The organism is Solidesulfovibrio magneticus RS-1, from assembly GCF_000010665.1.
Classification (GTDB): Bacteria; Desulfobacterota; Desulfovibrionia; order Desulfovibrionales; family Desulfovibrionaceae; genus Solidesulfovibrio; species Solidesulfovibrio magneticus.
The window spans coordinates 1,686,562-1,699,170 of record NC_012796.1 but is presented as its reverse complement, the minus strand read 5'-3'; the positions used below and the strand labels follow the sequence as shown (position 1 = coordinate 1,699,170).

The following is a 12,609-nucleotide window of genomic DNA, read 5'->3' as shown; positions in this document are numbered from 1 at the left end:
GAGGGCTCGCGTGTCCGTGACCGCGCCCTCCCAGCGCGCGTTGTCGGCGACTGAAGAGATGGACGCGCGTCGCCCGTACCCGAACCGCACCCGGTCCTGATAAGGCGACTCAATATCAATATAAGGCGCAAAGGCTTTTCGCCAAGGCTTTTCGGTCGGCCAATGCGCCGTCGGCGGCGAAGACAGTCAGACACGGCCGGGAGCGACAAACGTCTCGGCCGACGCCGCCCTGGGGCCGCAGCAATCCCGGGCCACGACCGGCTTGCCGCAGTGCGGCAAGCCGTGCCCAGCCCACGGGCTCCGGGGGGGAAGGCAGCGGTGCAAGGCCGCGTACGCCGCAGTGCAGCGGCAAAGGCCTCTGTGGAAGCGAGGGAATTAAGCCGGATCGGCCGGACCTGTCTCCGCCGGTCTCAGGGACGCGCAGCCAGGGGCGTGCACTCCCGGCGCATCTCGCGGAAGATCTCGCCCAAGGGCACCAGCCCCAGGAGTTTGTCTCCTTCCAACACCACGGCAAACCGGCTGTCGGCCTTGATCATGGCGTCCAGGACGAGATGCAGGGAGTCCGACGGCGCGACCTTGGGGATGTCGCGCCGGGCCGCCTCGGCCGCCTTTCTGGTCATGCAGCGGCGGCAGGCCAGACGGTAGGTATCCTCGAAATCGTCGTCGCCCAGGCTCTCGCGCAGGCTGGCGTCCAGGGCGCAGTCGTTTAGGTCCGACAACAGCGTGCGCAGGCTGACGATGCCCACGAACCGGCCGGCCCGCATGACCACGGCGGCGTCGAGGTCCGGACTTTTTTCCAGGTGGCGCGACAGTTTGTCGGCCACGGTCTCCAGGGGCTCGGCGGCATCGACGGCAAGCACGTCGGTGCGCAAGGCGTCAAAGGCGCGTTTGCGTAGCATGGTCGTCTCCGATGGCGTGGAAAGCCGCAATGTAGCCTGAGCCGCGCCGGTTTGCCTAGTCCCGTTCAGTCAAAATCCGCCAAAAGCGCCCCGATGTGCACCCGGCCAAACAGCACCACGGAGGAATATTTGTTGCGAAGCCGCCAGACAGCCTGCTGGAGCTGATCGGAAGTGATACCGTTTCTAAGCGCCGTGTAGGCCTCGATGAAGGCGGCCAAGGAATCGCAGACCTTGAGCAGCTCGCCGTCTTTCGGATCAAAGGCGTCGAGGTTGCAGCGCCCGTCCAGATCGGCCGGTGTCACCCGCACGGCGCTGCCGCCCTCGTCGCGGATGGTCTCATAAAATTCCGACCCCACTTCCATGCCGAGCAGATAGGACAGCCGGTCGGCCAGCCCGGCATAGCCGCCGTTTTTCAGCACCGAAAACACCCGCCGCTCCAGTTCGCGCTCTTCATATTCCTTGATCATGTCGCCAAGGGTGCTCACCGACTGCTTGACCGGCGAGATGATGTCGCGGGTTAAAAGTTCCGGCATGTCGTGGACCAGGCCGGCGAAGAAATTGTTGAGGCGTCTGGCCGGACAAGCCCCCACGGCCAGGCTGAAGAAATAGCCGTAGGCCGCCACCAGGAACATGTGGCCCAGGACCGAGGTTTCCGGGATGCGCGGCGTCTGGGACCAGCGGGTCTGGAAGCGCAACTGCCCGAGCAGCCGGCCGAAATGCCCAAGCGGCGTTTTTTTGCCAGCAAAAAGCCCGTCGGCCAGGTCGGTCACGCCGCGCAGGTCGGCAAACCGGGCCAGACCACCAGTAAAGGACGACTCGATGTCGAGGAGTTCGTCGTCCCAGGGGTTGTCGCGCTTTATTAAGGAATATTCCCAGCCGCTGGCGTAGAGGTGGGCGGCGTCGAGGATGCGCCGGGCCGGGGAGTCGCCCTCCGGCACGGCCAGATAGGTTGTCAGCCGTTGCCACAAGCCTTCGCCCAGTTCGCGCACGCGCGGTTCGAGCTGGTCCAGCACCCAGTCGGTGAGCTGGCGGTAGTGGGCCGGGTTGGCCTTGATCTTATAGAAGACCGGCGGCTTGATGTCGGTGATGACCAGCCGGTAGAGGTATTCGAAAAGCCCGCCCTCGACGATTTCCAGGCCCAGCGCCAGCTTGTCGGGTTCGGACAGGCCTTCGGAATTCAGCTCATAGAGCATCCAGGCCACCATCATCTTATGGGCCTGTTTGTCCACCTCCACCAGATCCATGCTGCGGTGCTTGTCGTTCCAGCGCTTCATGAACGACCCGGCAAACAGAAACTGCAAAAGCCCCTTGCGCACGCTGACCATGCCTGCTCCTTGGATCACGGCGGCCGGCCCCGGACGAGCCCCGCTCCTGCGTACAAAGGGCCTCGCCCTTTTGGGCAGACTACGCCAAACACGCCGTGTTGTCTTCGGGTTCCAAATGCGCTAAATTTACGCCTCCGCCGTCCCCCCAAAATAGCCCCAGACCAACGCCGACAGGGGCTTTGGGCGCGCCGCCCGGACCGGGCCGGACGAAAATTCCAGTTGACAACCGCGCGCCCCGGGAATACAGGATTCGTCTTTCGAGCACATCAGAGGAGCCGCCATGAAAACGTTTAGCCCGAAGCCCACAGATATTACCCGCAATTGGTTCGTGGTCGACGCCTCGGACAAGATCCTCGGCCGCCTCGCTTCCGCCGTGGCCGTTCGCCTGCGCGGCAAGCACAAGGTGGAGTTCGCCCCGCATATGGATACCGGCGACTGCATCATCGTGGTCAACGCCGCCAAGGTGCTGACCACCGGACGCAAGCTGGACCAGAAGAAATACTACCGCCACTCCGGATGGATCGGCGGCCTGAAGGAAACTTCCCTGCGCGACATGCTGGCCAAAAAGCCGGAAGACGTCATTCGCAAGGCCGTGCGCGGCATGCTGCCCAAAAACCGTCTCGGTCGGGCCATGCTCAAGAAGCTGAAGATCTACGCCGGTGAAGCCCACCCCCACGAGGCCCAGAAGCCCGAAACCCTGGACGTCTAACCCGGCATCCCGGAGAACGCACCAATGAGCGACGAATTTTACTACGGAACAGGCCGCCGCAAATCCGCCGTGGCCCGCACCCGCCTCTACAAAGGCAATGGCCGCATCCTCGTCAACGACCGGCCCTTCGAAGAGTACTTCCCCCGGCCCACCCTGCTGGCCATCGTGCGCCAGGCCCTGGCCCTGACCAAGCTGGAAGGCCGTCTGGACGTCAAGGTCAACGTTGCCGGCGGCGGCATGACCGGCCAGGCCGAAGCCGTGCGCCACGGCATCTCCCGGGCCCTGTGCATCCTGGACCCCGAGCTGCGCGGCGTTCTCAAGAAGGCCGGCCTGCTCACCCGCGACTCCCGCGAAAAGGAACGCAAAAAGTACGGCCAGCGCGGCGCCCGCGCCCGCTTCCAGTACTCGAAGCGTTAATCCACGCGGCGATTACAGGACGATTCGAGGCGGAACCGCGAAAGCGGTTCCGCCTTTTGGCGTTCGCGCAAGGAGGTCCCCATGGCCGAACACAAGCCCCGCCCCAAACTCGTCTTTGCCGACGACGACGGCAACATCTACGACCACCCGGACCTGGAAATGCTCGTGCGCCGGGGCGACCGCCTGGAACCGCCCAGGCCCGACGAAATCATCGCCCTGCCCCCGGAGTCCGAACTCTTCCTGCTGCCCGGCCGCGACGCCCTGGGCTTTGATCCCGATTCCGGCGAAATCGAACACATGGACGAACGCGCCGTGGCCGCCTTCGTCAGCCCAGGCTACACGCTCTCGGCCACCGCCGCCTACGCCGCCCGCGACGGCGCGCCGACCCTGCCCCTGTTCGCCTACGGCGCGGTGGGGTTTAGCGGCGACCGCTTCTACGTCTGCGCGGCCAAGGTCGACAACGACCCGCGCCAGATTTTCACCGGCATCCCCCGCGACCGCATCATGAAAGGCGCCCAGGCCCTGCGCCGCAAGTTCCCCAAAAACCGCCTCATCGAGCACCTCTCGGGCTGCGCGCTCACCTCCTGCTGCCCGGCCGCCCGAAACCTGGCCCTGGGCCGCTTCGAAGCGCCCCTGCCCACCTCCCGGGCCTGCAACGCCCGCTGCATCGGCTGCCTGTCCCTCCAGGACCCGGACTCCGGCTTCCCCTCGACCCAGACGCGCATCCGCTTTCGCCCCACGGCCCAGGAAATCGTCGAGGTCATGACCGAACACGGCCGCCGCGAAAAGCGCCCCGTCTTCTCCTTTGGCCAGGGCTGCGAAGGCGAACCGCTCACCGAAGCCAAGGTCATCGGCGAGGCCGTCACGCGCTTTCGCCAGTCCGGCGGCCAGGGCACGGTCAACATCAACACCAACGCCAGCCTGCCCGACGCCGTGGAGACCTTCGCCGCCGCCGGCGGGTCGTCGATTCGCGTGAGCCTGTCCAGCGCTGAACCGGCCCTCTACGAAGCCTACTACCGCCCCCAGGGCTACGCCTTCGCCGACGTGCGCCAGTCCATCGCCCGGGCCAAGGCCGGCGGACTCTTCGTGTCGCTCAACTACCTCTTCTTCCCCGGCGTCACGGACACCGAGGCCGAACTGGCCGCGCTCACCGAACTGGTCGATACCCACAAGGTGGACTTCATCCAGCTGCGCAACCTCAATCTCGATCCCGAACTCTACATGCAGGTGGCGACCGCAAGCGGCGTCCTGGCCGATCCCGCCCGCCAGGCCTCCATGGGGCTGGCCCACTTCCGCAAACGCCTGCGCAAGTCCTGCCCATGGTTGAAATTCGGGTATTTCAATCCGTACTTGGGGGATAGAGACGGATTGAGGGATAAAGAGGAAGAATAAGGGGAAGATGCCTTGTATGTTTCCCCATCGAGGTTAGCTTGATGGGGTCAAGGGGACGATAGGTCGAAATTGCCTTGAGTTTTAAGCTCGAGCCGGAGCCATGATCGTCGTCCCCTTCTTCCATGAAGCCCGAACCGTTGCTTGGGCTAAGAGCCCGTATCACAAGGCTGGGTACTGGAGGAATGTACATGGCTGCTGACTGTTTCATCGGAATTGATGTCTCTAAGGAAACTCTTGATGTCCACACGCTTCCTGACGGAAATGACTTTCAATTTGTTAACGACCCCGATGGTATAAAAGCTATCTGCAGGAAATTTTCAAAATTTCGTCCAAAGCTTATTATCATCGAGGCGACTGGCGGCCTTCAAATTCCTGTTGCCACGGCATTGAGTCTCAAGAAATTCCCCGTTGTAGTCATCAATCCCCGCCAGGCTCGGGATTTTGCGCGAGCTAAAGGACGGCTGGCTAAAACAGACAAGATTGACGCTGAGATTCTTGCTCTTTTTGGCAAGCAGATGGAGCCTGAAGTACGCCCTCTGAAGGACGAGCAAGCGCAAGAAATGAGTTCGCTAATGTCCAGGCGCAACCAACTCATTCGAATGCTTGTCATGGAAAAAAATCGTTTTACTCGTGCTTATGGCTCGGTAAGAGCAGATATAGAGAAGAATATTGACTGGCTTGAGGAACGATTGTCTGAGATCGACACGCATCTTGGCACAGTAGTACGAGCGAGTCCGATTTGGCGTGAGCGAGACAATTTGCTCCGGAGCGTCCCTGGAGTCGGAGATGTCCTATCAAGGTCGCTCCTTTCCAATCTGCCTGAGCTTGGAACGTTGAATCGTCGGGAGATCGCTGCTCTTGTTGGGGTTGCCCCTTTGAATTGTGACAGCGGAAAGCGTCGAGGAAAACGTCGTGTATGGGGAGGTCGAAGTGATGTTCGATCTGTATTATATATGGCTGTCTTGTCAGCTAAAAAATACAATCCCGTCATACGTGATTTTTACAATCGCCTCAAGGAAGCCGGCAAACCACATAAAGTCGCCGCAGTTGCTTCGATGCGAAAGTTGATAACGATTTTGAATGCAATGGTGCGATCCGGGCAACCGTGGGGACAGTACGCACACGCGGCGTAGATCCCTGATTATCGGTTGACTCAGAACACCGTTGCTCCGGCGGCCGGGGGCCTGAGGCCCCCGGACCCCCCGAATGGAAAAGTGAAAGGGGGTTCGGCGGTGATTGGTGCTCTGTCGGCCGGGAAGCCAAAGAAACCGTTTGGATGGCGCTTGACGGGAACTCCCGTCGCCCACGGCCAGGATTCCGCCAAGGACGCAAGCCCCAAAAGAAACGCCGCCCCTGGCGCGGACCGGAGATTTCCGGGGCGCGCCAGGGGCGGCATCGGCGTTTCGGGAGAAGCCCGTTCTAGGCTTAACGTCCCTCAAAAATACGAGCGTATTTTTTAAAAACTCCTGGTTTTAGGCTGTTCCTGCGCCGTTCCTGGACACTACCTAGGCTTCGCCGTCCGGGAAGACGACCTCAACCTGCTCGGCCCCGTCCTTGCGGATGTCGATGCGGCCGATGACCCGGGCGTACTCGCCAAGGGCCTTTAACCGCTGCATCACGTCGTCGGCGATCTCCGGGGCCACAACGAGCATGTACCCCACACCGCAGTTGAAGATTTGAAGCATCTCCGGCCAGGTCAGGTTGCCCTGGGCCTTGAGCCAGTCGAACACCGGCGGCACATGCCAGGAGCCGAAACGGATGTTGGCGGCCACGCCCTTGGGCAGGACGCGGTTGACGTTGTCGTAGAAGCCGCCGCCCGTGATGTGGACCATGCCGCGAATCTCGAAATCGCGCAGCAAGTTGAGCACGGTCTTGACGTAGATGCGGGTGGGGGCGAGCAGCGCCTCGGCCATGGTCTGGGTGGAATTGGGCAGGGGATCGCTGCCCGTAAGCCCAGAAGCGGCGAAAATCTTGCGGATCAGCGAATAGCCGTTGGAGTGCGGCCCGGACGAGTTGATGCCGATGACCACGTCGCCAACGCCGATGGACGAGCCGTCCACGATCTTGGGATAGTCCACCAGCCCCACGCAAAAGCCGGCCAGGTCGTATTCCTCGTCAGCATAAAAACCGGGCATCTCGGCCGTCTCACCGCCCAAAAGCGCGCAGCCGGCCTCTTTGCAGCCACCCGCGATGCCGGTGATGACCTGCTCGGCCAGCCCCACGGACAGCTTGCCGGTGGCGAAGTAGTCGAGGAAGAAAAGGGGCTTCGCGCCCTGCACCAGGATGTCGTTGACACACATGGCCACAAGGTCGATACCGATGGTATCGTGCTTGGCGAACTCATGGGCGAGCTTGAGCTTGGTGCCCACCCCGTCGGTGCCGGAGACCAGCACCGGTTCCGCGCAGGTCTCGGTGTCGAGCTTGAAAAGCCCGCCGAAACCGCCGATATCCGAAAGGACGCCCTTGCCGTACGTGCCGGCCACAAGGGACTTGATGCGCGAAACCAGGGTATTGCCGGCGTCGATGTCGACGCCCGCCGCCTTGTAGGCTGCCGCTCTGTCGGCCATGATGGGTCGCTCCTTGGGGGAAATGCCGTATGAAAACGCGCCATGCTAGCCGCTTTGCCGACGGAGTTCAAGGGAACGCGGTCCCGGGCCGAACCCTGGCGATGCTCCTGGCCGCCGCCCTGGCCCTCGCCCTGCCCTGCCCGGCCCTGGCTGACGGCGGTCCCGGCCCGTCCGGCCAGTCCCCGGCCTACGGCCCGCCGCCCGAGCCGCCGTCCCCCAGCGACTGGGACCGCGACGACGCCCCCCGGCGCGATACGCGCATCGGCACCATCGACCACGGCAAGCTCGGCCGCGACGATGACGGCAACGTCACCATGCAGGTCGGCCCGCGCCCCAAAAAGGACCAGGGCCAGTCCCAGGCCGGCCCGTTCTACATCTATCCGCAAATCGGCATGCCCCCCGGCCCCTACGGCCAGCAAGGCCAACAAGGGCAACCGGGACAATCCGGCCGTCCCGGCGGCCAACAGCCCGGCCAGCAAGGCCAACAACCGCCCGGTCGGCAAGGCCAACCCGGGCAATACGGACAATACGGCCAGCCGGGCCAGGGGCAACACCCCGGCGGCCCCGGCCAGGGCGGCCAGCCGCCCCAAGGGCACCCCGGCGGCCCCGGCAACCAGGGCAATCCCTGGAACCAGTGGAATCAGGCCGGCCAGCCCCAGGGCCAAGTTCCTCCGGCCGCCGGCAACGGCTCCTGAGGGCATTGCCGTCGCCCCCAAGGCGGGCGGGGAAACTCCCGTAGCCCGTCTGCCGCTCCCCCAGGTCAGCCGACAAGAGCGCCGCGAGGCATTCACGGCGTGACAAAACGCGGCAAACATGCTGTATATTGCCCAATCTCCGCCAGTTTCAAGAGCGTATGCCGTGCCGCCGCCGCTCCAACGCCGCCAACGTCAAGCAAGGAAGGTCGCCATGCATCCCGCCGCGCTGTGGAAAGCCCTGCCCGACGGCCGCGTATCCTGCCGGCTGTGTTCCCATTTCTGCCGCATAGCCCCCGGCCGGCGCGGATTGTGCGGGGTGCGCGAGAATCGGGATGGCGCGCTTTTCACCCTGGTCCATGATCGGGTGGCGGCGGTGAACCTCGATCCGGTGGAAAAAAAGCCGCTCTACCATTTCCTGCCGGGCACGACGACCTTTTCCTTCGGGACCATGGGCTGCAACCTGTCCTGCGCCTTTTGCCAGAACGCCGGCCTGTCCCAGCCCCCGCGCCAGGGCAAGGCCATTGCCGGCGAGACCGTCGATCCGGCCGGACTGGCGGCAGCCGCCAAACGCAGCGGCGCGGCCTCGGTGTCCTACACCTACTCCGAACCCACGGTGTTTTACGAGCTCATGGCCGAGACGGCCGAGCTGGCCCAGGCCAAGGGCCTCAAAAACATCATGGTTTCCAACGGCTTCATGAGCCGGGCCTGTCTGGACGCCCTGGCCGGGCGCATCGACGCGGCCAACATCGACCTCAAGGCCATGCGGGACGACTTCTACCACCGCGTCTGCGGCGCACGGCTGCGGCCGGTGCTGCAAAACCTCGTCACCATCCGCAAGCTGGGCTGGTGGCTGGAGGTGACCACGCTGATCATCCCGGGCCTCAACGACACGCCCGAGGAACTGCGCGAGCTGGCCGATTTTCTGGTCAAGGAGCTTGGACCGGACACGCCCTGGCACATCTCGCGCTTCCATCCCGATTTCGCCATGCGCGACCGGCCCCCCACCCCCACGCGCACCCTGGCCCTGGCCTGGGACATTGGCCGCGAGGCCGGGCTGCGCTATGTGTATGTGGGCAACGTCCACGACGCGGCCCGCAGCACCACCTACTGTCCCGGCTGCGGCGAGCGGCTGATGGAGCGTCAAGGTATGGGGCTGGCCGCGGCGCGCACGGTGGATGGGCATTGCGGCGCTTGCGGCGCGGCCATTGCCGGCGTGGGGCTGCCCTAGCGTGCCGGGGGTGCGGGCAACGCGAGCAGCGTTCCTGTCACCCCGTGACGGCGGCCATCGCCGACAGCCGCCGAAAATCGAGAGTCCAGGCTGGATGCCTGCTTGCCTTGGGCGGAGAGTTGCAGTAACGAGAACCCTCTTCGTCGGGGCGTGGCGCAGACTGGTAGCGCGCCTGCTTTGGGAGCAGGATGCCGGGTGTTCAAATCACCTCGCCCCGACCAATTATTTCAAGGGGATAGGACATTGGTTCCTGTCCCCTTTCGCTTTTGGATAACCTGGCTGGATAACCTTTTGGCCAACCGCCCGCTTTTCCTCGTGAAAAGTGAGATAACATTTGGCAGGGATGCTGCTAACTTTTGACAGGATGCTGTTCGCCCCACTGCGTCCCATGTGAGACGGGTTCAGCGGGCATCTTGCTCCAGTCGCGGCAACTTAGCGATAGTCCTGCGTTTTTCATCGCCCAGCAGGTGGTAGTAGTTGTTCGCGGTCATCTGGATCGAGGAATGCCCCATCAGATTGCTCACCGCAGACAAATCGCCGCCTTCCCGCAGGAGGGTCGTCGCGAATAGGTGCCGGACGTCGTACAGGACCACGGGGTAGGTGATCCCGGCCCGCCGACACGCCGTCCTCATGGCCCGGCTGATCTGCTTCACCGGCCGCCCTTGGTATTCGACTATGAAGGGCGACTGGGCGGCCTCCTTCACTTCCCGAAGCCGCGCAAGGAACTCGTCAGAGATGGGTATGATCCTGCGGGTCTTGGTCTTGGTAGCATAGACGGTGACCGTCTGGTTTTCCCAGTCCACATCGCTCCACTTTAAAGCAAGCAGCTCCGATGGTCCTGTCCGCACGCCGAGGTTCCAGGCGACCTCGATAGCCCAGGCCAAATGAGGCTCTGCTGCGGCCTTGATCTTGTTCAAGTCGGTGACGGTGAGTCTGGTGTCACGGGGACGCTCCTTGGGCTTCTTCCAGCGGCGCAGCGGGTTCTTTTCGATCAACTCGTTGTCCACGCCGAACTGGAAGACGGTCTTGAGGTATGCGAGATACCGGCCCCGCGTCACGGGCGAGCGTTTCGCATAGACCTTTCCGACAAGGCTGATGATTTCGTCGAAGCGTATCTGCTCAACTGGGCGTTGAGCGAAGGCGGGAATGATGTGCCGTTCGAGGATGACGGCAAGCTCTTTGAGCCGGCGGATTGACTTTCCCTCCGCTTTCTTGGCGTTGATGTACATCTGGGACAGTTCATCAAGAAAAATCTTTTTCCCAGAGGTAGGCGGGGCAGGCTCCAAAGGAACTTCGATTACCTTGTGGGCCTTGACCTGCTCATCGAACTTCTCGGCTTCACGCTTCCCGTCCCGTCCCTTCCCAAAGGATCGAGTATGCTGGCGGCCGTTGCCGTCACGGTAGGCCACGTAATAGGTGCCGTTGTTGCTTCTCTTATGGACCGACATAACCCTAAACCTCCAACTTCAAAGGCGTCCTGGCTTCCTCCGTCGCACCATCCAAAAAGGTTGACGGCGACTTCATAAACCGTTCAAGATCGGAGACACAAAATCTATTTTGATGCGGGCCATACTTCGGGATGCAAAATTCCCTGGAGAGCGTGCGGAATCGTCGGGCGCTGTACCCGCAATACTCGGCAGCTTTCGCTGGTGTTAAAAATGGCCCGACCGACATGGGCCAGACACTACACGAGCTTAATGCCCAGCGCATCCAAAGTTGTCTTATATTGCAGTAAGTTAGCCGTCTTCAAGTTGCCTCGTTTACCCTGCAACACTTTGTGAGGCTCTCTCCTGCTAGGCTCAATCATATAGAAAGCGATATTTTGCTTCGTACAAAAATTATTTTCGTGTCACTAGCAGCCATTTCTCACGGCATATAGGCAGGTTAAGGAGAATCTGTTTACCGATGAAGAGCACCGGCTGAAAAAAAGTGGGCCGCCCTGACGAAGGGTTGTCGCCAAAGCGACCCACGCTCGATAAACCATTTTATGATAGATGGTTACAGAGCATTCATGAGCACCTGTTCCACCTCCTCGTCTTGAATTCCGAGGTAGCGCCGAGTCACGGATGGGCTGGAATGGTTCAGCCGCTTGGCCAAGACCTCCCAGGAGACGCCGAATTCACGGCGCTGGTGGTAGGTCCAGGTCTTGCGCAGGGTATGCGCGCCAAAGTTGCCTTTGAGGTTGATGGCGGCGGCCCAGGACTTCACCTTCTTGGTGACGGACAGAGTTGTCAGGGGCGAGTTCGCAGTCTTGCGGCTTTTGAACAGGTAGTGCCTGTCCTCGGGCTGTGCGATGGCGAAGTACTCCTCAAGGGCCGCCAAAATTTCCTTGTTGGCGATGAGCACGTTGGGCTTGCCGGTTTTCTTCTCCTGGATGGAGATGCGGTCACCGAGCTTCAAGCCTCGCACGGCGGCGACATGGAGAGCCAGCAGGTCTTGAACCCGCAAGCCGGAGTTGACGCCCATGACAAACAGGAGCTTGTCCCTTGGGCTGTCGACCAAAAGTCGCTTGATGCTGCGCACGTGGCGCAATTCGGTAAAGGGCTGGACCTTCATGGCTTCAACCTCCTGGAAAGCATGTTTTTCTTTGGGAAAGGATCAAACCGATCTTTGAAAATGGCACTGGGAGCTTGGCCGGTGGCCCAACTCCATGTATCTCGTTGAAGCTAATAGCCTTTTGGAGAAATCCTGGCCCAATGCCGCTTCTTGAGAAGAAAGCGGCTTTGGGAATGGCATCGTTTGCACCGGGCTTGCCGGCGGCGGGATGCTCCGAAAGAGAGAAGGGTCCATGCCTTGCGGCTGGACCCCTCGGTTGCGGGTTATCCTCGGGTGATGACGATGCGGTCTTCCTCGATCTGGACCTGAAAGACGTCACCTTCGCGTACCTCCTGGCCGGCGATGATGATGCCGCGCAGGTTCAGCGTCAGCCTACCCTTGGGATTGACCTTGGGGAGGTTGCTGCCACGCAGGAAGAGGCCTTCAATGTCGTAGAAGGTTTTGTCCTCGGCCATGAGTCGGAGCAAGTGCTTGCGCAAGGTCTGCTTGTGCAGGATGCCCAGCCGCTCCATCATGGAGTCTGCCGAGAGGTTTTCGGAGATGCATTGGCGCAGCAGGCCGGGTTGATATCGAGATTCGATTCTTGTGGATTCAGTCTCGGTGGCTTCGGGCTTCTTGGCCATGGCGAACTCCTTCTTGTAGTTGTTTTGTATTAAATATCTGTAATAACAGCAGAATTCTGTCAAAAAAGCGCACAAACCTAGCGTTTTTCACGCAAAATCAGCAGGTTGGACCATGTGACTGCGAACTTATTCTCCCTGAAAAAGCGGCTTTGGGCCGAGGATGCGATTTCCGGGGCTTTTGGGTCTGGGGGACAGAAA

12 protein-coding genes and 1 tRNA gene are annotated in these 12,609 nt (G+C 61.7%); 7 read left to right on the top strand and 6 right to left on the bottom strand.

Translation table 11 applies throughout. From position 1 onward, the window contains the following. Positions 1–410 precede the first annotated feature (410 nt). Complete coding sequence (locus DMR_RS07100; protein WP_015860235.1) at positions 411–899, bottom strand: CBS domain-containing protein; 489 nt, start codon at positions 897–899, stop codon at positions 411–413. A gap of 65 nt (positions 900–964) precedes the next feature. After that, complete coding sequence (locus DMR_RS07095) at positions 965–2,224, bottom strand: HD domain-containing protein (protein ID WP_015860234.1); 1,260 nt, start codon at positions 2,222–2,224, stop codon at positions 965–967. A 280-nt stretch (positions 2,225–2,504) separates the two neighbouring features. Here DMR_RS07095 and rplM point away from each other — a divergent pair, with 280 nt between their 5' ends. The 4 genes from rplM to DMR_RS23260 all read left to right on the top strand — a co-directional run bounded on the left by rplM (position 2,505) and on the right by DMR_RS23260 (position 5,875). Next, positions 2,505–2,933, top strand: coding sequence for a 50S ribosomal protein L13 (gene rplM / locus DMR_RS07090; RefSeq protein ID WP_015860233.1), 429 nt, complete (start codon positions 2,505–2,507; stop codon positions 2,931–2,933). A 24-nt stretch (positions 2,934–2,957) separates the two neighbouring features. Further along, on the top strand, positions 2,958–3,350 hold the full coding sequence (rpsI, locus tag DMR_RS07085; RefSeq protein WP_015860232.1) for a 30S ribosomal protein S9: 393 nt from the start codon (positions 2,958–2,960) through the stop codon (positions 3,348–3,350). Between the two features lie 81 nt (positions 3,351–3,431). Continuing rightward, a complete protein-coding gene (locus tag DMR_RS07080; protein ID WP_015860231.1) occupies positions 3,432–4,742 on the top strand; it encodes a radical SAM protein in 1,311 nt (436 codons plus the stop codon). Positions 4,743–4,930: 188 nt separating this feature from the next. Next, a complete protein-coding gene (locus DMR_RS23260) occupies positions 4,931–5,875 on the top strand; it encodes an IS110 family transposase (RefSeq protein WP_173362472.1) in 945 nt (314 codons plus the stop codon). Between the two features lie 372 nt (positions 5,876–6,247). On the opposite strand, the gene purM is transcribed toward DMR_RS23260, so the two are convergent. Further along, positions 6,248–7,309 carry a phosphoribosylformylglycinamidine cyclo-ligase gene (purM, locus tag DMR_RS07070; protein WP_015860230.1) on the bottom strand — a complete coding sequence of 354 codons (1,062 nt, stop codon included), beginning with the start codon at positions 7,307–7,309 and terminating at the stop codon, positions 6,248–6,250. Positions 7,310–7,338: 29 nt separating this feature from the next. On the opposite strand from purM, the gene DMR_RS07065 reads away from it, so the two are divergent. The 3 genes from DMR_RS07065 (at position 7,339) to DMR_RS07055 (ending at position 9,453) form a co-directional block, all read left to right on the top strand. After that, positions 7,339–8,004 (top strand): hypothetical protein, encoded by a 666-nt coding sequence (locus DMR_RS07065; RefSeq protein ID WP_015860229.1) that lies wholly within the window; start codon positions 7,339–7,341, stop codon positions 8,002–8,004. Positions 8,005–8,215: 211 nt separating this feature from the next. Continuing rightward, complete coding sequence (gene amrS / locus DMR_RS07060; RefSeq protein WP_043600243.1) at positions 8,216–9,232, top strand: AmmeMemoRadiSam system radical SAM enzyme; 1,017 nt, start codon at positions 8,216–8,218, stop codon at positions 9,230–9,232. Positions 9,233–9,376: 144 nt separating this feature from the next. Beyond that, positions 9,377–9,453: transfer RNA gene (locus tag DMR_RS07055), tRNA-Pro, on the top strand. Positions 9,454–9,633: 180 nt separating this feature from the next. Here DMR_RS07055 and DMR_RS07050 read toward each other — a convergent pair. The 3 genes from DMR_RS07050 to DMR_RS07040 form a co-directional block, all read right to left on the bottom strand. Beyond that, complete coding sequence (locus tag DMR_RS07050) at positions 9,634–10,680, bottom strand: tyrosine-type recombinase/integrase (protein WP_015860227.1); 1,047 nt, start codon at positions 10,678–10,680, stop codon at positions 9,634–9,636. A 550-nt stretch (positions 10,681–11,230) separates the two neighbouring features. Next, positions 11,231–11,788, bottom strand: a complete 558-nt coding sequence (locus DMR_RS07045) for a tyrosine-type recombinase/integrase (RefSeq protein WP_015860226.1) — start codon at positions 11,786–11,788, stop codon at positions 11,231–11,233. Positions 11,789–12,051: 263 nt separating this feature from the next. After that, the gene (locus tag DMR_RS07040; protein WP_043600242.1) at positions 12,052–12,411 is read right to left on the bottom strand and encodes a hypothetical protein; all 360 of its coding nucleotides are present in this window, start codon (positions 12,409–12,411) and stop codon (positions 12,052–12,054) included. Positions 12,412–12,609 lie beyond the last annotated feature (198 nt).